We start from the raw sequence: 25,148 nt of genomic DNA, 5'->3' as shown, positions 1-25,148 counted from the left end.
CTGAATCGGAGAACACATACCCGAGCGTAAGGTTGAACCTTTATGTTTGCTGTGGCTGGTCTTTATTGCAAAGGCTCTTGAATGTTTTCGGTGTGCAGCCGTATTCCTCTTTGAATAGTTTATTGAAATAAGACACGTTTTTATAACCCACGGAATACGCAATCTCCGCTACGTTTGCTTCTTCTTTTTCCGCCAGCAAACGCGCCGCTTCAGTGAGGCGCAGTTTGTTCAGGTAGGTGATAAAGGTGTAGCCCATTTCCGCTTTGAGTACTTCGTTGATCCTGGTTCGGCTGACATTAATTGCAGTAACCATCGTGTCCAGGTCAAGTTCCGCGTTGGCGTATTCGGTAGCCATAAAACGCAGGATCGCACTTTTTTCTTTATCGCGATGCGGTTCAACAGACAATTGCTGGTAGGCGACCAGCGGGCGATCGCGCTGGATTTTATCGCGCAGGTCTTTGGTCAATGCGCGTGTGTATTGCCGGAATAACCACAACGCAAAACTGCCCCAGGTGATAAATAAAAATCCGCCCAATAAATACATGTAGCGCCAGTCGCGCCCGTGCAGGGTTAATTCGTTGATTTGCACTGTTGCGATTGAGTTGACTGGACTTTGGAAGGTGCTGCTGAAAGTAATGCGCGACACTTTATCGAGTGTATAAGCCTGGCGGGAAAGATCGAGCTTGAACATATCAAACCACCATTGCGGGGTTTCGAGGCGCGTTAAATCCAGCTCGATGCGCGCCCGGTTTTCGGTGCAGGAAAAAAATGCGCCGGGTGCGCGGTAGGTTAATAAATTGTCGGGCACTGAAATGGCTTCATCAAAAGTTGCTATTGCCAATGACAGCGTATTGTTGGGCGAGCATTTGGTGCTGAAGGAAAGTTTGTCGTATTGCGTGAGGTTTACCAATGTTTTTTCATTGGCCGCATCTGTAAATACCAGGGCGAAGGAGGCAAACGGGTGTTCAATTTTTTTTTCGATTTTAAACTCAAAATGCAAAATGAATTTATCGTCGTTTATTTTAATGGTGGATAAGCCGCCCTGTATTTCATCGGCGGCGGCTTCGCCATGCCAGGGTAATTGGCTGTTATCCGCAGGAACGAGCGGCAGATGCAAATACGTGCGATCCACACAGGTGTAGCCGATTAAAAAACTGGCGCCGACAATACAGAGCAGGCTAACCAGTGCTTTGTTATAAAATTCCTGCATGCGTTTCAGTAAGTGATATCAAGCATATTAATGTTGATGTCCTGCACGCGTGAACAACCGCAAAGGTGCCATGGCAATGCGCATTTCCCGGGCAAATATTTCCCGTATTTCTTTCACGCCGCGTTTTTGTCGTGTCGCTAGCGCATAAACCCTGGGCAAGTGTTTTTGTGCAAGGGTGCGGTAGTCGTTAATGCTGGCGAGAATCATGAGCGTGCAGACCTGAAAAAAATTGTTATAGTTTGTTTGACTCTATGATAGCATCTTTTATGGATAAACCATCGTTCATTCGTAAAGATATGGCAGCCCCGTTCGAGTAAGAATGGCATAAGCCGCAGGGCAAAATAGCCCGTAATGTTCAGACTAATAACAATAATGCAAGGGCATCCATAACACGGGCGCTCGCTGGAGAACCGATGAACAATAACGATAGATCCTTGCCGGTGTTATTGCCGTTGATCCTGGTCTTTAGTTTGTTTTTCCTATGGGGAATGGCGAATAGCCTTAACGATATCCTCATTACCCAGTTTAAAAAAGTTTTCACGCTGTCGGACTTTAAAGCCGGTTTGGTGCAGTCCGCGTTTTATACGGGATACTTTGTATTTTCGATCCCCGCCGCGCTGTGGATGAAACGCTACGGCTATAAAGCTGCGGTGGTATTTGGCCTGCTGCTTTATACCCTTGGGGCATTCCTGTTTTATCCCGCGGCGGCGGCACGTGAATATACGTTATTCCTTGGCGCGCTCTTTGTGATTGCCAGTGGTTTGGCTTTTCTGGAAACCTCGGCCAACCCCTTGATTGTTGCTATGGGTGATCCCGCCACCGCTGAGCGCCGCTTGAACTTTGCGCAGTCATTTAATCCCTTTGGTTGTATTGCGGGGATTTTGATCGGGCGTGAATTTATTTTGTCGGGCCACGAGCCGACAACGGAAGAGCTGGCGCTGATGAGTGCAGGGCAATTGGAGTTGTTTTACCAAACTGAATCCCACGCGGTGCAGGGGCCTTACCTGGTCCTGGGATTCATTGTATTGGCCTGGGCATTACTGGTGCTGCGAGTGAAGTTTCCGGCGATTGCAACACAGTATGCCGGCGATGAAACCACGGGTTCCTGGAGCGACTACAAACAATTAATCACCAATGGTCCGTTTATGTTTGGTGTTGCGGCCCAGTTTTTTTACGTGGGTGCGCAAGTTTGTATCTGGAGTTTTTTAATCCGTTACGGGCAGGAAGCGGTGCCTGGTACTGGTGAGAAAACCCTGGCGAATTATCTGTTGGCTTCGCTGGTGATTTTTATGGTGGGCCGTTTTGTAGCGACTGCACTAATGAGCCGCGCGCGCGCCGCCTGGTTAATGTGGGTTTATGCTTCCATCAATGTAATGCTCTGCGCATTTGCGATATTGCAACCAGGGCACACGGGTTTACTGGCGCTCACGGCGACCAGCTTTTTTATGTCGTTGATGTTCCCCACCATTTTCGCGTTGAGTTTGAAAGAGCTTGGCCCGCTGACCAAGCCGGCAGCATCCTTCCTGGTTATGGCTATTATCGGCGGGGCGATTCTGACCGCAGTAATGGGGTTGGTGTCCGACCTGACTTCTATCCATACGGCAGTGATAGTACCGCTCAGTTGTTTTGTGGTAATTGCGATTTACGCCCGTTTTCGCGACCGGATGTGAGATAGATCCCTATGGACAGAGGTATAAAACCATGATCGATGCCCATCAACATTTCTGGCAAATCGGCCGTAATGATTGTGAGTGGCCGACGGCGGACATCAAATCTCTTTATCGCGATTTTGGCGAGAAAGACTTGCTGCCTGTCGCCAATGCTTGCGGTGTGACCGGATCGGTGTTGGTGCAATCCCAAACCAATGACGCGGATACGGATTATTTGTTGCGGCTGGCAAGCGAATCTGACTTTATCAAGGCGGTGGTCGGGTGGGTGGATCTGGCGTCGCCGGCGGCACCTGAGCGTATTGCGCACCTGGCGCAGCACCCTAAATTCAAAGGTATCCGGCCCATGCTACAAGGGTTGCCGGACGATAACTGGATTTTGCGCCCGGAACTGGAACCGGCAATCGCTGCAATGAAAAAGCATCAACTCAGTTTTGATGCCTTGGTTTACACCCGCCACTTGTCCCATTTGTACCAGTTTGCCCGCCGCCATCCGGAGTTACCGATTGTTATTAATCACGCTGCCAAGCCGGCCATCATCGCCAACGATTTACCGGCCGATGAATGGTGCGATGCTTTGCGCGCATTGGCTGCATTGCCCCAGGTCCACTGCAAAATTTCCGGCCTGGTAACCGAGGCAGCGGGTTGGCAGGGAGAGGAGGTATACCTGGCCTATATCAAATATCTGGTATCGCTGTTTGGTGCCGGGCGATTAATGTGGGGAAGTGACTGGCCTGTCATCGGCTTGGCGCCAAATCGCCAGCTCTCCATCTATAAAAACTGGCTGGCGCTTGTGGATCATGCACTTACTGAATGCAAAACAACCAATTCTGAAAGTGTTTTCATAGGTACAAGTTTGCGTTTTTATCGAATTACGTAAATTAGAACGCTTTACCTTTGGGGCTGTGCGTAAAATCTTCGGACAGCGAGGATAAACCTGAACCCGGTGGCATGAGTTAATCATCCACGGGAAATCATTGGGAAGGATTCATGAATCATACTAATAACGAGAAAAGCACTATGACAGTTACTATGAATAAAGAACTCGATGACGCCGTTCTTGAGGCGCAAGAGGAAACCGAACGTAAGTACCGCGCCCCGGCTTTGGAAAAAGGCCTGGATATCCTGGAGTTGTTGGCGCGAAACTCATCTCCTATGACCACTTCACAGATGGCGGCTGCACTGGGGCGTTCCGTCAGTGAATTGTTCCGTATGGTGCTGGCGTTGGAGTATCGCGGCTACATTGCCCAGATGCCCGATGGCCGGGATGGTTACATGCTGACCAATAAATTGTTCACTCTGGGGATCTCCCAAGGCACCGCTAAAACCTTGCTCGAAGTTTCCCTGCCGGTGATGAAAGAGCTGAGCCGCGAGCTAGGTCAATCCTGCCACCTGGTCGTGCCTTCAGGCGATCAAATCGTCGTGGTTGCCCGCCAGGAAAGCCCGATGGACCTGGGGTTTTCGGTGCGTGTGGGCTATCGCCGCCGCTTGATCGATACTAACTCCGGCGCATTACTCTACGGTTTTGCGACACCGGATGTGCAAGCGGGTTGGTTGCCAATCCTGTCGGCCACGGTGGACCTGGAGCGTATCGAACGTTTCCTGGCGCGTGCACGCAAAGGTATGGACCTGGGTTACATCCAACTGGCGAGCGATTTTGTGGATGGGGTGACGGATTACTGCGTACCCATTATCGGCGTACACGGTGCCGTTGCGGTGCTTATCATTCCATTTATCCATATCAAGGCGCAGTCCATCACCGCGGAGCGTTTGATTGAGCGTCTGTTGCAGGCGGCCGATAAAATTTCCCAGGGGTTGATCGATTGATCAATCCGCCGCTGGTGTAAAAGGCCGATCCATGGATCGGCTTTTTTATTACTGGAACATCGTTTTTATTGATCATAAAAAAGTTCAAGTTTCGTAGTTGTAGAAGTTTGTACCGGCGTGAGACATAAAATTTTTCAAAAAGTCTAAATAACTATATGTGAATTGCAGAAGCGTTCGGCTAGAATAATTTTTATTGGCGATTCTGATTTTAATTATAAAAAAACAGAGGTTGTGTGGTTCCGTCTAAGTCCATGTCATTCCGTGCCTTGGGGGCAAGTGGGATAAACCTTTCTCTGTTGGGGTTTGGCGCTGCACCTATTGGCAACCTTTATCAACCGTTAAACGATGAACAAGCCCGAACGGCAGTATTGTCGGCCATCCGCTCGGGAGTCCGGTATTTCGATACCGCGCCCCATTACGGCTTTGGCTTGAGTGAAACGCGCCTTGGGGAGGCGCTCAAAGTGTCGGGCGAAGCGGTGGTGATCTCGTCCAAGGTTGGTCGGGTGTTAGTGCCAACCAATTCCACCGCCAGCGTCCGCCACGGTTTTGCCGATGCGCCACCGCTGGAGCCGGTGTTTGACTACACCTATGACGGAGTGATGCGTTCCTTCGAGGCAAGCCTGAAGCGGCTGCAAGTAGAACAGATCGATATTTTATTGGCCCATGATTTAGGCCCATTGACCCACGGTGCGGACCATCCCGAAAAATTCCGCGAATTTATGGATGGCGGTTTCATCGCCATGAGCAAGCTCAAATCTGACGGCCTGGTGAAAGCTATCGGCCTGGGTGCCAACGAATGGCAAATATGTGATGCCGCATTAAAGCACGGTGATTTCGACGGGTTTTTATTGGCGGGACGTTACACCTTGCTCGAACAAACTGCCTGTGAAAGCTTTTTACCTTTGTGTGCGCGCCGCAATGCATCAGTGATCCTTGGCGGGCCATTTAATTCCGGCATTTTGGCCACCGGTGTGAAGGCTATGTTGAGTGGTGCGGGCAACGCGCCACTGTATTACAACTATGAGCCCGCGCCGCAATCGATAGTGGAACGAGTGGCCCAGCTGGAAGCTGTGTGCGAACAATTTGCTATTCCCCTCGCGGCGGCGGCGCTGCAATTTCCTGCGGCGCATCCGCAAATTTGTTCGGTGCTGGCGGGACTTGCAAATCGTGACCAGGTCGAGCGTGCAGTGCAGCTAATGGAGAGTGAAATTCCGGCCGCGTTTTGGGATGTGTTGCGCGAACGCAATTTATTGCACCCGGCGGCGCCTACACCAGGCAGGTGATGTTTCTGCAAGGGCTATTACAGCAATAACTATTACAGTCAGGAAAGCCACTACATAAAAAACTATGACAGAGAAATCACTAGCACCATTAATTTTGTTGCACCCCGATGACAACATTCTAGTGTGCGTAAAACAAATTCGCGCGGGCGATGAAATCAGCATCGAACAAGAAATAATTGTGAGCCCCATCGATATTGGTGTGGGCCATAAGGTTGCGCGCTTTGCACTGGCGGCAGGCGATAAGGTGTATCGCTACGGCGCACCTATCGGCTCCATGGTTGAAGCCGTTGCGAAGGGACATCATGTGCATATGCACAATATGAAAAGTGATTACATTCCCAGCCACACGCGCACGCGCCAAATCCAATACCGGAGCGAAGAATGAATTCTGCAATTAATTTTTCCGCATGGTTGCGCGCAGACGGGCGCAAGGGAATTCGCAATGTGATTGTGGTGGCATATCTGGTTGAGTGTGCACATCATGTATCGCGCATGATTGTGAATCGCGCGGATGACATTGATGTCCATCTAATCGGCTTCCCCGGTTGTTATCCCAACCAATACGCTTATGAAATGATGCGCGCCGTGTGCACGCATCCGAATGTCGGTGGTGCATTATTAATTTCGCTCGGCTGCGAAAGTATGAATCGCGAAAAACTATTAAGCGATATTCGCGCTAGTGGCCGGCCTGCAGAATTATTAGTTATCCAGGAAGCCGGCGGAACCAGATCTACCATTAAATCCGGTGTGGAAGCTGTTGCGCGTTTGCAAGCGCAAGCCGCGCAAGTTGAACGCGTGCCCATGTATTTGCATGAATTAATTGTCGGGACTATTTGTGGCGGCTCCGATGGCACCAGTGGTATTACCGCCAACCCGGCGGTAGGGCGTTGTTTCGACGCATTGGTTGCTGCCGATGCAATTTGCATTTTTGAAGAAACCGGTGAATTGATCGGTTGTGAAACGATTATGGCGGATCGCGCAATTACGCCTGAATTGGGGGTGGAAATTGAAGCCTGTGTGGCCAAGGCAGAACATTATTATCGCGTAATGGGCTTTGGCAGTTTTGCACCGGGAAATGCTGATGGCGGTTTGACGACATTGGAAGAAAAATCCATGGGGGCCTATTCAAAATCCGGGTCATCACCTATTAGCGGTTTAATTAAGCCCGGCGATATTCCTCCCGCTGGCGGTTTGTATTTATTGGACGTAGTTCCCGATGGCGAACCGCGTTTTGGTTTCCCGAATATTTCTGATAACGCCGAAATTATTGAATTAATTGCGTGTGGTTCCCAGGTTATTTTATTTACGACGGGGCGCGGCTCTGTGGTGGGTTCGGCAATTTCCCCGGTCATTAAAATCTGTGCGAATCCGGAAACCTATCGCCGCCTGGCGGAAGATATGGATGTAAATGCGGGCTGTATCCTGGAGGGTGAAGCAACACTTGATGAAGTAGGTGAAGAAATTTTGCAAAACGTTATTGACGTAGCATCGGGTAAACGCAGCATTTCTGAAGAGTTGGGGCACCAGGAATTTATCCTGACCTACAAAGCATTTGAACCTATCGGCCCGGGTTGTTTACCCGTTCGACAAATTGCGTGATTCATTTAAAAAATAAAAACCACAACGATAAAAACCACTATGAAAAGACTGGAAGGAAAAACTGCATTGATTACCGCTGCTGCCCAGGGCATTGGTCGCGCCAGCGCAGAATTATTTGCAGCAGAAGGTGCGCGGGTGATTGCAACCGATATTAACCTCAAAGGTTTAAAAGACCTGCAAGGTTGCGAAGTCTACGGCCTCGACGTATTGAAAACTGACGAAATAAACTTGCTGTCCGGGCAAATCGGTCCGGTAGATATTTTATTTAACTGCGCCGGTTATGTGCACAGCGGCACTATCCTCGATTGCGATGAAAACGATTGGAATTTTTCATTTGATTTAAATGTGACTTCCATGTATCGCATGATTCGCGCGGTGTTGCCGGGCATGATTAGCAAAGGCGGCGGCTCAATTATTAATATGTCATCCGTGGCCAGCTCCATCAAAGGTGCGCCCAATCGTTTTGCATACGGCATGACTAAAGCCGCTGTAATTGGTTTAACCAAAGGCGTGGCCGCTGACTTTGTAACCCAGGGCGTACGTTGCAATGCAATTTGCCCCGGCACCGTACAAACCCCTTCGCTTGAACAACGCATGCAAGCCACTGGTGATTACGACACTGCGTATAAAAATTTCGTTGCACGCCAACCTATGGGCCGTTTGGGTACAGCGCGTGAAATGGCTGAGCTTGCGCTTTATCTAGCGAGCGATGCCTCATCATTTACCACTGGCACCATCAATATTATTGATGGCGGATGGAGCAATTAATTTTTTCAAAAGAGAATGGGTTATGAAATTACTTCGTTACGGAATTGCAGGGCAGGAACGCCCGGGTATTTTGGATACACAGGGTAACGTGCGCGACTTGTGTTCAGTGGTGTCTGATATCAATGGCAAAACCCTGAGCGAGGAATCGTTGAAAAAAATTGCCAGCATCAATATTGAATCCTTGCCTATTGTGGACGTACCGGGTCGTTTTGGTCCTTGTACAAATGGTGTCGGTAAATTTATTTGCATCGGTTTGAATTACGCGGATCACGCCGCCGAATCCGGCCTTGATGTTCCCGCAGAGCCGGTAGTATTTATGAAAGCCACCAGCGCGATCACTGGCCCTAACGACAATATTATTAAACCGCGCAATTCCACCAAGCTCGATTGGGAAGTGGAGCTGGGATTTGTCATCGGTAAACACGCGAGTTATGTCGAACTTGAAAACGCAATGGATTATATCGCTGGCTATTGCGTTATTAACGATGTGTCCGAACGCAATTTCCAATTGGAACGCGGTGGCCAATGGGACAAGGGTAAAGGTTGTGATAGCTTCGGCCCGATTGGCCCGTACCTTGTCACTAAAGATGAAGTTGCTGATCCGCTGAAATTAAATTTGTGGTTAAAAGTAAACGATAAAATTTTTCAAAACGGTTCTACCGATCAAATGGTATTTGGTCCCGCCTTTTTAGTGCATTACCTTTCTCAATTTATGAGTTTGCAACCGGGTGATATTGTCAGCACCGGAACCCCGCCCGGTGTTGGCCTCGGCCAAAAACCACCGTTGTATTTGAATGAAGGCGATGTAGTGGAGTTGGGCATTGAAGGAATGGGTGTGCAGAAACAGGTTGTTGTTAACGCAAAATAAATTTTATTTGTAGGTTGCTGGTGAGGAACGAACCGCAACATGACCATATTGGAGTTCGCGCTGAAACCAGCTTGAGGCTCAACGTTAAATTGGGTTGGCGGTGCGAGATGGGCATGTTGCGGTTCGTTCCTCATTAGCAACCTACACAGCTCAAAAATAAGAGAACATTTTCCATGAAAAAAATCCACCAGCTCGCCAGCATCGGCTTGATTGCTGCTGCAATTTTTACCGCAAATTATTCCGCTCACGCCGAGCAAAAAAATAATATCAAGTTTTGGCCCAAAGCCGAATCGCCCATTAAAGATTCCGCTGCATTCAATGCAAAAATAGAAGCGATTTTGCAGAAGATGACGCTGGAAGAAAAAGTCGGGCAGATCATGCAAGCAGAAATCCAGACCGTAACGCCGGATGATATTAAAAAATACCATTTAGGTTCTGTGTTGAATGGCGGCGGCTCCATGCCCAATCGCATTGAAAATGCGAAAGCCAACGATTGGGTAGATTTCCTTGATGGCCTTTACGATGCGTCTATGGATACCAGCGATGGTAAACAAGCGATCCCTATTTTTTGGGGAACCGATGCGGTGCATGGCCACAACAATTTAACCGGGGCGACATTGTTTCCGCATAATATTGGATTGGGCGCGGCGCACAATCCCGAATTAATTAAAAAAATCGGCGCAGCAACCGCGAAAGAAGTTCGTGCGACCGGTACAGAATGGGTATTTGCGCCCACACTCGCGGTTGCACAAAATGATCGCTGGGGGCGCACCTACGAAAGTTATTCCGAAGATCCAAAACGGGTTGCCGAATATGCCACCGCAATGGTTGAAGGTTTGCAAGGCAAAGTAAACACTAACGAATTCCTCGATGAGAATCATGTGATCGCCACGGCAAAACATTTCCTTGCTGACGGCGGTACTGATGGTGGTGATGACCAGGGCAACGCGCGCATTAGTGAAAAAGAATTAATTAAAATTCATAACGCCGGTTATGTGCCTGCATTGAACGCGGGTGCGCAAACAGTGATGGCCAGTTTCTCGGAATGGAACGGCGAAAAAATGCATGGCAATAAATATTTATTGACCGATGTATTAAAAGAGCGCATGGGTTTTGATGGTTTGGTCGTCGGTGATTGGAATGGTCACGGGCAAGTGCCTGGTTGTACCAATGATTCTTGCCCGCAAGCAATTAACGCCGGTATTGATTTGCTCATGGTGACCTATGACTGGAAAACCATGATTGAAAATACCCTCAAGCAAGTGAAAGCCGGCGAAATTTCACAAGCACGCCTGGATGACGCGGTGCGCAGGATTTTGCGTGTGAAAATGCGCGCAGGGTTGTGGGATAAAAAACCATCGCAACGCGCTAATGCAGCAGATCAGTCTGTTGTTGGCAGCGCAGAGCATCGCGCGATTGCACGCCAGGCTGTGCGTGAAAGCGTGGTGTTATTGAAAAATACCAACAAAGTTCTGCCAATCAAACCGCAGCAAACTATTTTGGTCGCGGGTGATGCTGCGGACAACATCGGTAAACAATCCGGTGGTTGGAGTGTGTGGTGGCAAGGTATTAATGATGCCAGCGAAAATCACCGTTTTCCCGGTGCTACTTCAATTTACAGCGGAATTAAATCTGTTGTCGATGCTGCCGGTGGTAAAACGGTGTTATCCGTTGATGGTTCTTTTACGCAAAAACCGGATGTGGCAATTGTAGTCTTTGGTGAGAATCCTTACGCGGAAGGCAGCGGTGACCGCGATACATTGGAATTTGAACCTGCTAAAAAGAAAAGCCTTGCATTGCTGAAAACATTAAAAGCGCATGGCATTCCTGTGGTTTCGGTATTTTTATCGGGCCGACCAATGTGGATTAATCCTGAATTAAATGCGTCGGATGCTTTTGTTGCAGCATGGTTACCGGGTTCTGAAGGTGCTGGTGTAGCGGATGTGCTTATCGCGAAAGCCGATGGTAAACCTAATTTTGATTTCAGCGGAACACTGTCATTCTCCTGGCCAAAACTGCCGTTACAGGATGTGCTGAATCCGCATCACAAAAATTATGATCCATTATTTAAATTAGGTTATGGCCTTACGTATAAATCCGGAAAAACCGGTCCTCTAAATTTACCGGAGGATGTCAAAGGTGTTGCCAGTGGTGAACCGCAAGATATCAAACTCTATGTACGGCGTCCGCTGGAACCCTGGCATATCTTTATTGAAAACTATGAGCGCCAGCAAATTTTAAGTGGTGCATTTGCGGCATTGCCGAAAGGTGATGTGAAAGTTCAAACCACTGATAAAGACGTGCAAGAAGATGCTCTCACGTTTAATTGGAAAGATACCTGGCGTGCGGGAATGACACTTGAATCCGGTGAAGCCCTGGATTTAACCGCGCATATGAAAACCGGTGTGTTGGCATTGGATATTAAAATCAATGAGCTCAACAAAGGCGGTGTGTCTTTCAAAATGGAATGCAAAAAAGAAGGTTGTGACCGCCTGGTTCCATTTACGCTAAAAGCGCGCGAACTCGTTGGTAAAGGTTGGCAAAAAGTGTATGTGCCACTCAATTGTTTCAAACGCGACCAGGATAATTTCAGTGCGGTGACAATGCCGTTTGCATTGGAAACCGGTGGTGCAGGTGAGGTTGCTGTCGCCAATGTTGAATTGCTGATCAATACACCAAAAGATGTTGCGTTACATACTTGTGCTGACTATCGCACCCAATCGGTTACACCCGATATGTTAAATGAGTGGTGGTCTATTGATTGGTGGTTGCCGCGCCATCAACAAAAAATTGCCGATGCCAAAGCAACCCTCGCTAACGGTGGAAAAATTGATGTGTTGTTGATTGGCGATTCCATTACCCAGGGCTGGGAGAAGGAAGGTTTGGCAGCGTGGAATAAATATCTTGCACCATTGAATGCATTTGGAATTGGTTTTGGTGGTGATCGCACTGAAAACGTGCTCTGGCGTTTGCAGCATGATGCGGTAACCGGATTGAATCCTAAAGTAGCCGTATTGATGATTGGCACTAACAATGCTGGCCATCGCCGTGAAAATCCGCAAACCACGGCTGCAGGAATAAAGAAAATCCTGGAAGACTTGCAGCAGCGCTTGCCCAACACCAAAATTTTATTGCTCGCTGTATTTCCGCGCGATGCAAAACCGGATGGCGAGTTGCGTTTAATTAATGAGCAGGTTAATGGCATTATCAAAAATTATGCGGATAACAAACACGTGTATTTCGCCAATATCAATTCCGTGTTTTTAACTGCTGATGGAACATTAACCGAAAAAGTGATGCCGGATTTATTACATCCCCATGAATACGGTTATGAACTTTATGCTAAAGCGTTAGTACCGGAAATCAAAAAATTACTGAAATAAATAATCAAATAGTTCTATTGCTGGTTATCTTTTTTATATAGCCAGCTTTTTCCATCATGTAATTCTGCTGTAACAATCCTGTCATAGAGTGCTCGCCGTTATCGCACGGCGAGTGTTTTCCTGCTGATCGATAATTCCCCTTTCCTGATCATCAGCAGAGACTCCTTATGTCCCCCAAACACCACAAGCATATGCATTACAACGTGGCCCTGGTTGATAAATTATGGAATTTAAAGCGGTTGTGCGAAGCGCAATTAAAAATGCATATTCCGTTAAATATGGTACTTAAGGACGAAGAATATCGGGCTGAATTATTGGAAAAAGCGTTGCAAACGAATAACGCAGAATTAACCCGGCTGGTGTGGGACATTCGCCAGATGGAAGATTCAATTGTTACCGCCACGCATTCCGGTGATGAATTCAAAGCGCGCAAGAAAACGCGTCGCAGTATAAAGCTGGGCTATGTGGCTGCGTTTGCGTGTTCACTGCTATTAATAATGAGCGGTTATTTGCTGCGTTCATTTTTACCGTTGAACGCAGGCGAAGTATTTGTGCTGGAGGCAGTGGCAAATACCCAGGTTAAATCCGCTGTCAATAAACGCGAGCAAATGACCTATGTTCCTGCGGGGCAATTAGTGCGTGCCACTAAACCCTTATTTCGCGTGCATGGTTCCAACACTGTTGGTGAGCGTTTAGCACCGCGTTTGGTTGAAGCGTATTTCATGGCTCGTGGTGCTACCAATATTAAAACCCGACAAGGTAATACGCCGGTGGAAAAAGCGGTGAGTGGCGAATTAAATGGCCGTATTGAATTTATTGAAATCCATGCGCACGGCTCCAGTACAGCATTCACTGATTTATTGCAGGATTCTGCTGAGCTGGGTATGTCTTCACGCAAGATTAAAGACCAGGAGCGTGAACTGCTGCTGGCAAAAAGCGGTGATTTGGGTGAGCCGGGAGCAGAACATATTATTGGCCTGGATGGATTGGCCATTATTACCGATACCACTAATCCGGCTACCAAACTTTCTATTCCTGAACTGGTAAAGATATTTTCCGGTGAAGTCACTAATTGGTCCGAAATTGGTGGCCCCAACCTGCCTATCAAAGTGTATGCGCGCGATGAAAACTCCGGTACATGGGATTCTTTCAAGAGTATGGTGCTGGACCCTGCAAAAGCAACCTTGGTCATGACGGCAAAACGCATTGAGTCCAGTACTGAATTATCGGACGCGGTAGCAAAGGAGCCAGGTGCAATTGGTTTTATTGGCTTGCCTTATGTACGCCGTGCGAAGCTGGTGCCTATCTCGGCAACGAAAACGTCCAAACCGATTTTGCCTGCGCACTTTACTGTGAGCACGGAAGACTATCCGCTGGCGCGCCGCCTGTATTTTTATTTGCCGCAAAAGAATATTAATGCGGATGCTGAGGAGTTTGTAAAATTCAGCGCGACCGAGCGTGGCCAAAGTATTGTGGAAGATATTGGTTTGGTGTCACAAAATATTAAAACCGGCCAGGCATTTAATAGTGATTTTTATCCGCAGGTGATGCGTGATTTGACCACGCGCTCACAGCGTTTATCGTTGAATTTCCGCTTTAAGGATGGCAGCGATGAGTTGGATACCAAGGGCATTAATGATCTGGAACGATTGGTGAAATACGTCGAAGTAAATGCCCCGAAACGTGTGCAACTATTTGGTTTTTCGGATAGTGAAGGTGATAAAGCACAGAACGAAGAATTGTCGTTGCGTCGCGCCAAGGTAGTTGAACAACATCTGATTGAGCGCGGTATTTTTCCATTGGTTGCACGCGGTATGGGAGAGGAGGCACCTTTAGCGAGCAGTAAAACGGAGGAGGGACGAAGAATGAATCGACGTGTGGAAGTGTGGATTTTATAGGTGTTACTCGCTGGTAAAAACCCCCGCTGCTGGCGGGGGGTATATTTTAAAATTGCAAATATTAATTATTTAAGTTTAAAAAACTCCATCATTTGTTGCAGTTGTAATGCCTGGCTAGTTAATTCTTCCGAGGTTGAATAAAGTTCTTCCGCAGAAGAAGAATTTTGTTGCGTGGCAATACTGATTTGTGAAATAGCAATGGTGATTTGATTGGCGCCCATAGTTTGCTCGTCACTCGCTGCAGAAATTTCCTGCACCAGGTCCGCCGTTTTCTTGATGGCGGGAACAATATCATCCAATAATTTTCCAGCACTTTCTGCCAGTTTTACCGAGCCTCCTGCGAGCTCACCAATTTCTTTGGCAGCGCTTTGGCTGCGCCCCGCCAGTTTACGTACTTCGCTGGCTACAACAGCAAAACCGCGCCCGTGTTCGCCAGCGCGCCCCGCTTCAATGGCGGCATTGAGTGCGAGTAAATTGGTTTGGTAGGCTATGTCATCAATTACACTGATTTTCTCGGCAATTTTGCGCATTGCATCCACCGTATTTTTAACCGCCGAACCACCTTCATTTGCATCGCGCGCACTTTTGCTGGCAATACTATCGGTTACTTTGGCGTTGTCATTATTTTGGCCAATTGATGCGGTAATTTCTTCCATGGAAGCACTGGTTTCTTCGATGCTTGCCGCTTGTTGGGTCGCTGCCTGGCTGAGCGATTGTGCGGTTGAACTGAGTTCTTCCGATGCAGAGGAAAGTGAATCGGCTGTGGAGCGGACATCGCCAATAATTTCGGAAAGTTTGGTGACCATTTGCCGGATCGCAAACAGGATACTGCTTTGGTCCCGCGGTTTTATATTAACGTTAACTGAGAGATCGCCTTCAGCGATACGATAAATGACGTCGGCAGTGTAATTGGGCTCTCCGCCCAATTGGCGAATGAGGCTGCGTGCAATCAGATAGCTAAGCAGGATAGCGACCAGGATACTCACGCCAATAATGCTGGTGTTTGCTAACAATGTATTTTCATAGCGTTGGGTGGAGCGTTCATATTCTTCTTTTGCTACGCGCACCTGCAATTTATTCAGTGCGGTAAAGACTTCATTGAGCGGATCAAAAACCGGGTAAATGCCGGTTTGGGTAAATGTATTTATTTTTGCCGTATTATTTTCCGCGTACCAGGTTTGCAAGTCGGCGAGTTGCTGTTGGGTTTTTTCAATCAGCGGCGCGGCTTGTTTAATCAATTGTTTTTCTTCATCGATTAAATAAGTAAGCAAATATTCTTCCCAAATTTTATTGGTAGCTGGCAAGGTGTCGCGGGTGATTTTCAAGGCTTCTTGCGGACTAATAATTCCTTTCACAGTTTTTTGCGGAACATCAACCAGGATAAGCGCGAAATTATCGATTACTTCTTTCAGGTCGCGCATGGGTTCAACGCGATCCACATATACCGTATGCATTCCCTGATTGGCATCGTGCATTCCTTTAATCCCGATGACTCCGATCAGGATCATTAACACAACCAGCGTTCCTGCCAGCAGTCCTAAGCGCACAGCAACTTTCATATTTTGAAACATGGGATGCTCCCCGAGAGCCAAAAAAATAACTGCCAGCGCTTTTCCTGCGATAGAAGTCGTTATCAGTGATGGAATAATAAGGCGCAGCAAGGGTGGCGCCTTCGTTATCAACCTTAGTAAGGGGGAGGTTTTTTGTCAAAACGCAGGTGGCCAGTCAGAGTACTTATACTCCGGGTGACGCACGAGGTGAGGTGGGAGCGGGAAGATTTTACTGCGAGGACTTTTCCGGGCCCTGTCCCAAAAGCCATTGTTTGGCACTTTCCAGGTCTTTAAACAGCCGTCCATTGCCAACCAGGCGATTGGCGAGGATGTTGCGGCAAAATTCGGTCATTTCACGGGTGCGTGGATTTTTATCAACCCAGGCAATCCGATGCTTTTTGGTAATGCCAACTTTTTTGAACAATTCTGGATAATTCAGCGCTTCATGAGTGCTGAGGTTACGAAAAAGGTATTGTTCACCCAAAACGTTAAAGCATTGATGCTGTTCACAGGCATCGACAACCTGTTGCCAAAGATCAACGGCGCCCTCGTAACTACCAATACCCTGCGCGTTGACATGCACATAGTTGCCTTTATGGGTGATGGTAATTTCGTAATCCAATTGCGCTTCCATTAATGTCCTCCACTGCGTAAATCCGCAATCAATTTTCCTGCCGCGAGAATTTCAGTTTCATGATCCGGCTCGCGCCAGTTTTCTTTCAGGCCTGCTGCATACCATTCCAGCATCGCCGGAACCGCGAGTAGCCGTTGCAGGTAATCAGCGGCCGCGCCAGTTGCTTTAAGCCCGTAGGTTTGAAACCGGAATGCAACCGGTGCAAAGAAGGCATCGACGGCAGTAAAGCTTTTTCCTGCTAAAAACGGCCCACCAAACAAAGACAATCCCTGGTTCCAAAGTTCATTAATGCGATCTATATCTTTTTGTAAGGCGGGACTTATCGCGTGCATCTGGATGCGGTGGCCACAGCTCATGCCGCATTGGTTGCGCAATTGCTGGAAGCCTGAATGCATTTCAGCACTCGCTGAACGAGCCCATGCGCGCGCCTGTTTATCAGTGGGCCAGATACGGGGAAAATCTTCTGCAAGGTATTCGACAATCGCCAGGGAATCCCACACGGTTTGCGCTCCATCCTGCAAACAAGGTACACGACCATTGGGTGAAAAGTTGCGATAGGTTGCCCAGCTTGTACCCACTTCCAGGGGGTGGATTTGCTCGGTAAACGGGATATTCAGGGCGCGCATCAATACCCAGGGGCGCAATGACCAGGAGGAGTAGTTTTTGTTGGCGATATGTAATATGTACATCAATAACTCCTTGTGGATGTATGCAGGGGCGGGAAAACTACCATAAATTACCCGCCTGATGATGCAAACATTAACCAAATCTAACAAAAAGAATCATTGGCTTAACGTTCATCCATTGCCAGTATCGGTGTAGTTGGCAGGTTATAAAGATTCAAGCGCGCAAAGGCTCCACTCAATGGCTTTGGCATAACAATGGTCAGGAAGCACATCACCCAGCAGTACCAGGGTTTCACGCACTTCGGTGATGTTGTTGCTGACTATATTGATGTGGCCGACTTTGCGGCCCGGGCGAACTTCTTTGCCGTACCAGTAGGTGCGGGCGCAGGAAAGGTTGCGCCATGCGGGATTATAGTCGGTGCCAATCAGGTTGATCATCACGTTCTGGCCAATGATTTGCGGTTGTGGTGTCGCCATATTGGCAACTGCACGAAGGTGGTATTCAAACTGGCTAATGCTCGCACCAGCCTGGGTCCAGTGGCCGGAGTTGTGGACGCGCGGCGCTAATTCATTGATCAATAACTTATCGCCAACACGGAAGGTTTCCATCGCCATAACACCCACATATTCCAGGGCATTCAGGATTTTTCCGAGCATTTCTTCCGCTTGTGTTTGCAACGCTTGCAAGCGAGCCAGGGGCGCGACCGATGCGTAGAGAATGCCATTTAGATGAAGGTTGAGGGTCAGCGGGTAAAACACACATTCACCGGCAGCATTGCGTACACCAACCAATGAAACTTCCTCATCGAAGTTAATTGCTTGTTCGGCGATGGCTTCACCTTGCCAATCATCCGGTACCTGATCGTCGTCAGTGCGTAGCCAATGCTGGCCTTTGCCATCGTAACCGCCTGTGCGACGCTTCAGCAAAACGCGTTCGCCCAATTGATCACGCAACTCATTGGCGGTGATATCGCCCGCAACATTGCGCCATGGTGCGGTGGCGATGCCGAGTGAGTCAATCAACTCTTTCTGGGTTTTGCGGTCGGCGAGGCGGCCAAAGATATTCTGGTTAATGAAGCGCGGATGTTGGGCCAACGCATGGGTGACCAGGGTATCCGGCCATTGTTCGCGCTCGGCGGTAACCAGGTCATCGGCACTCAGTGCGGGTGCTGTTGCTTCATTTATATCTACCGGACAAACATCCAGATCCAGAGGCATCCCCGCATGTTTCAGCATTGCACCCAATTGGCCTGCGCCCAAAACCCAAATACGTTGGCTCATAAACATTGACTCATTAATAACGGCGATAGCAACCTGGCATTTACCAGCTATTGATCTCTGGGATCAGGATTATCCAATACTGATTGGGTTTGGTCGTGACGGAATTGGTCGATTTTGCCGGCTAATGCAGGATCAGTGACTGCCAGGATCTGGCATGCCAGCAAACCGGCATTAAAGGCGCCGGCCACGCCAATCGCCAGAGTCCCAACGGCAACACCCTTTGGCATTTGTACAATGGAATACAGGCTATCAACCCCGCTCAATGCCTTGCTTTGCACGGGTACGCCGAGCACCGGTAAACGGGTGTGGGCAGCCACCATTCCCGGTAAATGTGCGGCGCCACCAGCACCGGCGATGATCACGGCATAACCGTTATCTACCGCTGATTCTGCAAATTCAGTCAGTTTTTGCGGAGTGCGATGGGCAGAAACCACCTCGGTGTGATACTCAACACCCATTTGCTCCAGTATCTCCACCGCTGCCTGCATGGTGGCCCAATCACTTTTGGAGCCCATAATCACTGCGACTTTTCTTGCCATATCTCGTGCCTGATTGCGTGAAACTGTAAGTGTAGGCCCGAAAAATGGACCGGAAACGAAAAAAAGGCGCGCATATTACCACGTTAGTCAAGGTCTGCCGACTTGATTTTAAGTACCCAACGCCAGGATCCGGTGCCTGGATGCCTGATAGTGTGACGTTAGTAAATTCGCGCTGCACTCATTCAGCAATCCGTAACACCTCGGGTAGCTACAAATTCCTCAATACTACCATTTCGCTTTATCCTCTATTCATTGGCTGGCGAATGCACCAGGCAATCGATACAGGCGAGGAATTCCAGCAATTAATTGTGCTGGTTTATCGGGCATGTTGATGACCCTGACGGTTGCATTATTAATAGGACAACGAGCTTGAGTTTGCGTAATGCAATGGCCAGTTAAATTGTCTGGCTGCAATTCTTTGTGTAAAGAATGATAATATTCGGAGCGATAATATTACTTAATAAAATGATCAACTAATGGAATATGTTTGTATGAAAAATAAAAGTGCCCGGCAAATTTTAATTGTTGCGAGTTTAGTAGGAATTACTGCGTGCGGTGGATCGGGAGGCGGTTCAGGAAATGGGGGACGGGATTCCTCATCCAAGACGACGACAACATCCTCTTCAATCATCAGTACATCCAGCTCCGATATATCCAGTCAATCTGCTATCAGTTCATCACTGGCTATTGCCAATGAAAACCCCACCGTAAGTATTTTATTTCCCCGTCAGAATGCACGGGTTAATACATCCAATATTACTGTTCAGGGTATTGCTACGGATGATAAGGGAATTAATAAAATCAGAGTAAACGGAGTTGATGCAAGTTTTCACTCGACAACTGCCATAAATGCCGCAATGAAATCTGTCCGTGGCAACGAAGTGGAAAATGCAATCACCGGGTTTGCTAAACCCTATTCAGGAAAACAGGTCACTGTAGCCTGGACGGCCAATATTCATCTTCCTTTTGGTCAAACAGATATCAATGTAGAGGTTATCGATAACGATGGCGGCACAACAAAAAACAGCGACAAGCCTGTTTCCCTTAGTAATTATCGAGTGCCCTTGGCGCTTATTAAGGATACAACCAATAATCGCTTTATCAGTTTTGAGCAATATCCTAATATTTTTTCGGTTGATATGACTTCCCTGCTTATGACAACGTTGCCAGATTCCCGGTATGAGCAGGGTTGGTCATTGTCCGCAGATTCTTCAAAAGTTTTTTCTGTTGCCAATGAAGGGGGAGTTCTAAAAGTATATTCAAGTAAAATTGCCACTGGTCTTATTAGTCTGGAGGCGATATATGATTTGCAGTTTGATGCAAGCCAACACAATTGGATTTCTGTAAGTGGAACATTATCGGCGGATTCAAAATTTTATTTTGCTCTCGCTTATTATGTATCGCATGACAATAAAACCACCTCAAAAATTTTAAAAGTTGACCTTGAAAGTAACCAGGTTTCTGTGCTTTCCGAGCGCGCAGCTGGAGACGATAACTACAAGCACATCACCTCAATTGTCTATGTAGATAATTATCTTATTGGCACTTTATGGCGTAATGACTTACGCACGGAGTTAATAAAAATCGATGCGATTACTGGTGTGCAGCAGAGTTTTATCGACCCTATTGCATTTAATCATCTCTCGGTCAGTGATGATCGAAAATACCTCTATCTGCTCGGTAACGATAATTTTGCAAAAGTAAAAATAGCTGACAAGTCAATTGAGTACACTCACTTCCATGAGCAACAAGACATGTTAGAGTTTGCGCAACAATCCGGTTTTGTTATTGATGAAAAACATAACCGCTTGGTGGTGAGTGATCCTGGTTTGGGGCAGTTGGTGGCAGTCGATTTAACCTCGGCAGAATTGAGCTTTCTGACGGAGAATGGTATTGGCGCTGGTCCCAAATTGGTATGGCCAGACCAATTGGCTATCACATCGGACAATAAATTTGCGTATGTGTTGGATGATCGCCTGGATGCAAAAGAGATGCTATTTAAGATTGACCTCGCTACTGGAAATCGCAAAGTTATATCGGATTTGAGTATTTATGATGGGGAGAGGACGGCGGCATTAGCTATTGATGAAGAACATAATCGTGCTTTTGTTGCTTTCGGCCTGACGATTGGAGTTATTGATCTTACTACCGGTAAACATGAAATTATTGCTAATCAATCTATTGGTATAGGTCCGATTATTTTTGGTGTTGCCGATATGGTTTACGACAATGTCAATGATCGATTGTTGGTAGCAAGCTCAGCTCAAGAACTTGTTGTCTCTATTGATTTAAAAACAAATAAAAGAAGTATTTTATTTGATGGAACTACCGGATCTGGTCCAGCACTTATGCCTATGGCAAGCCTTGCATTGGATAAGCAAAACAACCAACTTTACGCATCCATTACCAAATTTGGCGAGTTAACTAAAGTTATCGCTATCGATATGGCAACTGGCGACCGGGCAATGGTGTTAGAAAGTTGCAATGGACATACCCTGGATTACAAGTACGATGCCAATCTGGAATTGGACCCTGCCAGGCAGACATTGACGATGCTCGCAAATAACGAGCTGTTTAAATACGATCTGGCGAAAAAAATGTGCAGTGTTTTACCTGTTTCCGCACTCGATATTGCGTTCCTGTCTGACTCCACGTTGCTGGGTGTCTCCGGGCACGGGCTTTACCAAATCAACCCGGAAAATGGTGAGCGGGTAACTATTTCTCAATAGTCCTCATTACACTTAAAAAGATAAATTACTATTTTTGGAGCTGGCCCGATTTTATATCGGGCTTTTGTTTTTTTGGTTAAGGTTAGCGAAAGAGCGATCTGCAATTTTCTAAACACGATTTATCATTTCTATAACCTGGTAATAAATCGGAATGCCAATTAGTACGTTTAGCGGGAAAGTCACACCGAGCGCGGCGAAAATGGCGAGGCCAACATCGGCTTCTTTTATTGCTGCTTTAATAGCAGCTGGTGCAGCAATGTAAGAAGCGCTAGCTGTTAATGCGGCGAGTATTAATATACTCCCGAGTGGTAGATGCAGTGCAAATCCGGCGGCAGTGCCGATTAGCGCTAATACGAAAGGCGCGAGTAATGCAAAGCCGATTAATTTCCAATGTTGTGTCGGGAATGGATTTAAATGTTGCGATGCACAAACACCCATCTCTAATAAGAACAGTGCAAGCAAGGCTTTAAACGCGCCGAGAAAAAGTGGCGCTACATCTTTGCTGGCGTCGGGGCCGTAGAGGTAGCCGATAATCACGCCTCCTGTTAGCAGTACTACGCCCCGGCTCGTCAACGCTTCATGCCAAATGCCCTTCATATTGTTGCCATTGCCGGTGGCTTTTTTGAATAACAGTATGCCCACTACAATCGCTGGCAATTCAAGAAGGACTAAATACAGGGTGGTTTGCGGAGCAATGGCGAGGTGATTTGTCTCGGCGAATGCGATTGCAACGGCGAAAGTACCGGCGCTGGCTGAGCCATAGTGAGCGGCGATGCTCGCCCCGTTGGCGGCGCTCAGTTTTATTAATTTGGTCAGCACGGGGTAAAGCAGCAAGGGGATAGTGATACCGAGCAATATTACTGTGATTACCTCCGGCAGTAAGTGCCAGTTAACATTACCATGCAGGGCAAGACCACCTTTCAGGCCGAGCGTGAGCATCAACAATATGCTCAGGGTATCGTACGCTGCTTTGGGTACTTTTAAATCCGATTTTGCCACCCCGGCCAGAACGCCGAGCAGAAAGAACATAATTACGATATCGGGCATGGCTATAACCTCAATTTGCGGGAAATTCTATTTACAGGGGTTATTTTGGCGCCTCTTTTTGATAGATGATAATTAATGTTTATACTCGTAAATATTGATAATTATCTATGGCTTACGCCGGGGATGCGTTGTTATGAATATCCGTCACCTGACTTTTCGTTTGTTACAGGTGTATATCGCCGTGATTCGCACTGGTTCCATTTCCCAGGCTGCAAGCCAGCTGCACCTGACCCAGCCGACGGTATCCCAGCAAATAAAACGACTTACCGAGGCGGTTGGTGAAGAGCTATTGGAAATTCGCGAAGGACAATACCAGCCCACCTATGTAGGGCGCGAGCTTTATCATGCGGCGCTGGATGCATTGGGGCGTTTCGATGATTTCAACAGTTTTTTAAGCGAGGCGGCGCAAGGTAATAAAGGCCATTTCAGTTTGGGTGTTGTGACGACGGCGCAATATGTATTGCCGTTATTGCTGAGTCCTTACACGCAGCAGTATCCCGGTGTGGATGTCACTTTTAATATTGGTAATCGCAGCAGTGTTTTGCAGCGCTTTCAAAACCAGTTGGATGATTTGTATTTGTTTAGCCATCCACCGACAGGTGACCATGTTGTTAGCGGACGGTTTCTGCGTAATCCATTGGTATTGATTGCACCGTTAAAGCATTGGGCAGCAAAAAGGAAATCGTTAAAATTTTCCGAATTAATTAACGAACGTTTTTTAATGCGCGAGCCGGGTAGTGCTACGCGGATGATGTTCGAAAATTGGCTTCGCGATCAAAACTATCAACTCCATAATACTTTGCAGATTGAAAGTAACGAAGTTATCAGGATGAGTGTAGAAACGGGGTTGGGGTTGGCGGTACTTTCTGAACATACGCTGGCACAAGCCAATGCCAAAGTTGCATTGTTGCCGGTAAAAGATTTTCCGTTAATCAGCCACTGGTATCTGGTGCGTCATAGCGACCGGCGTTTGCCGGTCGCTGCCCATAATTTTATCCAGTATATGAACGCACATTTAAGTGAATGGGTGGATGAAAAATATATTCGCAATGAGCTGGATTTATTGTTGGGCGGGCGCGGATAAATCCAGTTTTGTAATCACCGGGAAATGATCTGACGGATACAATCCATTGTAAACAGTGGTATCCACTTCATGATTCAGCACTTTGGTATCTTTTTTGACAAAAATAAAATCTATTTTGTTGTCGATATCTTTGTTGGCTCCAAAGTCATTAAAAGTTTTATTGCCGCCGATTGCTGGTGTTGTTGATATTTTTTCGGCATCAGCCAGTGTCCGGGTGATGATTTCGTAGCCTTTTGAATTGGTTTTAAAGTTAAAATCACCAGTGACAACAAAGTTCTCGTGTGTACCAAGTTTGGCAATTTCAGCAAGCAGGAGTTTAGCGCTTTCCTGTCTTGCTAATTCACCTTCATTATCAAAATGGGTGTTAAAGACCAGCAAGGTTTTTTTATTAACCGCATCGGTTAATTTAGCAATGCTAAGTATGCGGCGAAAGGCCGCGTCCCATCCGCGTGATACCTGATGCGGTGTTTGTGATAGCCATAATGTTTGCTGGCCTTGTAAGGCGAAACGGCCATGGCGAAATAGAATGGCAGTAGTCTCCCCTTTTTCTTTTCCGTCTTCGCGGCCCACACCAATCCACGAATAATCGTCGAGCATTTCAACCAAGTCTTCCACCTGATTAATTTCGGCTTCTTGTAAACCGATAATATCGGGGTTATGGTTTTTGATTACGTGCGCAACCAGGTATTTACGTTTTTTCCAGTTGTTGGGGTTATCGGCAGCCTCACAGGAGCCGCAGCGAATGTTGTAGGTCATTACATCCAATGCCTGTGCATTGGTAAAGCTCGAGCAACAAATTAACAAGACACTCAACAACAACAATTTCATAATGCAGACTCCGGTTTTTCTAATTGGCAATTCCAGCAAAATTCAAATGCTGGTTCATTGATTTCCTTGCATTGGGAGCAAACCCATTCTGGTGAATTATTTGTTGCAAATGCAGTGCGAATAATTCCTATGGCTGCTTCGTAATCTGTATCTTCCAATACCCAGAGTTCTGGCCAGGCGCTGATTGGTGCCACTTCGCCAATAGCGCTGGAGGTGAATTCATTTTTCCAGATGGCGTGAATACCGGCCTGCTCCAAAAGATTATGGGCATTTGCAACAAACAATCGATTTTCGTGAGTGTAAACCAGTTTCATAATTGCCAATCCG

The 25,148-nt window shown here is 47.3% G+C and carries 23 protein-coding genes; 13 read left to right on the top strand and 10 right to left on the bottom strand.

The features are described 5' to 3' along the window. Positions 1 to 40: 40 nt before the first annotated feature. Complete coding sequence (locus tag A596_RS11260) at positions 41 to 1,210, bottom strand: helix-turn-helix domain-containing protein (RefSeq protein ID WP_039914803.1); 1,170 nt, start codon at positions 1,208 to 1,210, stop codon at positions 41 to 43. Positions 1,211 to 1,237: 27 nt separating this feature from the next. Continuing rightward, entirely contained in the window at positions 1,238 to 1,417 is a 180-nt protein-coding gene (locus A596_RS22925) for a hypothetical protein (protein ID WP_152600163.1), read from the bottom strand. A 206-nt stretch (positions 1,418 to 1,623) separates the two neighbouring features. On the opposite strand from A596_RS22925, the gene fucP reads away from it, so the two are divergent. The 10 genes from fucP to A596_RS11210 all read left to right on the top strand — a co-directional run bounded on the left by fucP (position 1,624) and on the right by A596_RS11210 (position 14,503). Continuing rightward, a complete protein-coding gene (gene fucP, locus A596_RS11255; protein ID WP_039914801.1) occupies positions 1,624 to 2,880 on the top strand; it encodes an L-fucose:H+ symporter permease in 1,257 nt (418 codons plus the stop codon). 31 nt (positions 2,881 to 2,911) lie between these two features. Then, positions 2,912 to 3,757, top strand: coding sequence for an amidohydrolase family protein (locus tag A596_RS11250; protein WP_039914799.1), 846 nt, complete (start codon positions 2,912 to 2,914; stop codon positions 3,755 to 3,757). 110 nt (positions 3,758 to 3,867) lie between these two features. Further along, on the top strand, positions 3,868 to 4,704 hold the full coding sequence (locus A596_RS11245; protein WP_235425696.1) for an IclR family transcriptional regulator: 837 nt from the start codon (positions 3,868 to 3,870) through the stop codon (positions 4,702 to 4,704). 233 nt (positions 4,705 to 4,937) lie between these two features. Further along, positions 4,938 to 5,987, top strand: coding sequence for an aldo/keto reductase (locus tag A596_RS11240; protein WP_235425695.1), 1,050 nt, complete (start codon positions 4,938 to 4,940; stop codon positions 5,985 to 5,987). Between the two features lie 64 nt (positions 5,988 to 6,051). Further along, complete coding sequence (locus A596_RS11235) at positions 6,052 to 6,372, top strand: UxaA family hydrolase (protein ID WP_039914793.1); 321 nt, start codon at positions 6,052 to 6,054, stop codon at positions 6,370 to 6,372. Further along, a complete protein-coding gene (locus A596_RS11230) occupies positions 6,369 to 7,586 on the top strand; it encodes a UxaA family hydrolase (RefSeq protein WP_039914792.1) in 1,218 nt (405 codons plus the stop codon). The genes A596_RS11235 and A596_RS11230 overlap by 4 nt, the downstream gene beginning before the upstream one ends. 39 nt (positions 7,587 to 7,625) lie before the next feature. After that, a complete protein-coding gene (locus tag A596_RS11225; protein ID WP_039914791.1) occupies positions 7,626 to 8,354 on the top strand; it encodes an SDR family oxidoreductase in 729 nt (242 codons plus the stop codon). Positions 8,355 to 8,376: 22 nt separating this feature from the next. Further along, complete coding sequence (locus A596_RS11220; protein ID WP_039914789.1) at positions 8,377 to 9,222, top strand: fumarylacetoacetate hydrolase family protein; 846 nt, start codon at positions 8,377 to 8,379, stop codon at positions 9,220 to 9,222. A 173-nt stretch (positions 9,223 to 9,395) separates the two neighbouring features. After that, positions 9,396 to 12,605: a glycoside hydrolase family 3 N-terminal domain-containing protein gene (locus A596_RS11215; RefSeq protein ID WP_084128252.1), complete on the top strand. Its 3,210-nt coding sequence runs from the start codon at positions 9,396 to 9,398 to the stop codon at positions 12,603 to 12,605. Between the two features lie 167 nt (positions 12,606 to 12,772). Then, positions 12,773 to 14,503, top strand: coding sequence for a phosphate ABC transporter substrate-binding/OmpA family protein (locus tag A596_RS11210; protein WP_039914788.1), 1,731 nt, complete (start codon positions 12,773 to 12,775; stop codon positions 14,501 to 14,503). Between the two features lie 65 nt (positions 14,504 to 14,568). Here A596_RS11210 and A596_RS11205 read toward each other — a convergent pair whose 3' ends face one another. From A596_RS11205 to purE, 5 genes are all read right to left on the bottom strand, one after another. After that, positions 14,569 to 16,074 carry a methyl-accepting chemotaxis protein gene (locus tag A596_RS11205; RefSeq protein ID WP_039915514.1) on the bottom strand — a complete coding sequence of 502 codons (1,506 nt, stop codon included), beginning with the start codon at positions 16,072 to 16,074 and terminating at the stop codon, positions 14,569 to 14,571. A 208-nt stretch (positions 16,075 to 16,282) separates the two neighbouring features. Then, a complete protein-coding gene (locus tag A596_RS11200; protein ID WP_052417440.1) occupies positions 16,283 to 16,687 on the bottom strand; it encodes a hypothetical protein in 405 nt (134 codons plus the stop codon). Continuing rightward, the gene (locus tag A596_RS11195) at positions 16,687 to 17,376 is read right to left on the bottom strand and encodes a glutathione S-transferase family protein (RefSeq protein WP_039914787.1); all 690 of its coding nucleotides are present in this window, start codon (positions 17,374 to 17,376) and stop codon (positions 16,687 to 16,689) included. The genes A596_RS11200 and A596_RS11195 overlap by 1 nt, the downstream gene beginning before the upstream one ends. A gap of 141 nt (positions 17,377 to 17,517) precedes the next feature. Then, positions 17,518 to 18,594 (bottom strand): 5-(carboxyamino)imidazole ribonucleotide synthase, encoded by a 1,077-nt coding sequence (purK, locus tag A596_RS11190; protein ID WP_039914785.1) that lies wholly within the window; start codon positions 18,592 to 18,594, stop codon positions 17,518 to 17,520. 47 nt (positions 18,595 to 18,641) lie between these two features. Continuing rightward, positions 18,642 to 19,133: a 5-(carboxyamino)imidazole ribonucleotide mutase gene (gene purE, locus A596_RS11185; RefSeq protein ID WP_039914783.1), complete on the bottom strand. Its 492-nt coding sequence runs from the start codon at positions 19,131 to 19,133 to the stop codon at positions 18,642 to 18,644. Positions 19,134 to 19,273: 140 nt separating this feature from the next. On the opposite strand from purE, the gene A596_RS11180 reads away from it, so the two are divergent. Next, positions 19,274 to 19,465, top strand: coding sequence for a hypothetical protein (locus A596_RS11180; protein ID WP_039914782.1), 192 nt, complete (start codon positions 19,274 to 19,276; stop codon positions 19,463 to 19,465). A gap of 159 nt (positions 19,466 to 19,624) precedes the next feature. Next, the gene (locus A596_RS11175) at positions 19,625 to 21,862 is read left to right on the top strand and encodes an Ig-like domain-containing protein (RefSeq protein WP_039914781.1); all 2,238 of its coding nucleotides are present in this window, start codon (positions 19,625 to 19,627) and stop codon (positions 21,860 to 21,862) included. 108 nt (positions 21,863 to 21,970) lie between these two features. Here the strand turns inward: A596_RS11175 and A596_RS11170 are convergent, their stop codons facing one another. Beyond that, positions 21,971 to 22,909 (bottom strand): sodium-dependent bicarbonate transport family permease, encoded by a 939-nt coding sequence (locus A596_RS11170; RefSeq protein ID WP_039914780.1) that lies wholly within the window; start codon positions 22,907 to 22,909, stop codon positions 21,971 to 21,973. 133 nt (positions 22,910 to 23,042) lie between these two features. On the opposite strand from A596_RS11170, the gene A596_RS11165 reads away from it, so the two are divergent. Continuing rightward, positions 23,043 to 23,993, top strand: coding sequence for a LysR family transcriptional regulator (locus A596_RS11165; protein ID WP_039914779.1), 951 nt, complete (start codon positions 23,043 to 23,045; stop codon positions 23,991 to 23,993). On the opposite strand, the gene A596_RS11160 is transcribed toward A596_RS11165, so the two are convergent. After that, positions 23,970 to 24,821, bottom strand: a complete 852-nt coding sequence (locus tag A596_RS11160; protein ID WP_039914778.1) for an endonuclease/exonuclease/phosphatase family protein — start codon at positions 24,819 to 24,821, stop codon at positions 23,970 to 23,972. The two genes, A596_RS11165 and A596_RS11160, sit on opposite strands and share 24 nt — an antisense overlap. After that, positions 24,818 to 25,135 carry a putative signal transducing protein gene (locus A596_RS11155; protein ID WP_039914777.1) on the bottom strand — a complete coding sequence of 106 codons (318 nt, stop codon included), beginning with the start codon at positions 25,133 to 25,135 and terminating at the stop codon, positions 24,818 to 24,820. Before A596_RS11155 ends, A596_RS11160 begins: the two co-directional genes overlap by 4 nt. Positions 25,136 to 25,148: the final 13 nt, after the last annotated feature.

Origin of the sequence: Cellvibrio mixtus subsp. mixtus J3-8 (genome assembly GCF_000766945.1) — a bacterium.
Classification (GTDB): Bacteria; Pseudomonadota; Gammaproteobacteria; order Pseudomonadales; family Cellvibrionaceae; genus Cellvibrio; species Cellvibrio mixtus_A.
The sequence above is the reverse complement of the archived record's forward strand: the minus strand, read 5'-3'. Positions and strand labels throughout refer to the sequence as shown.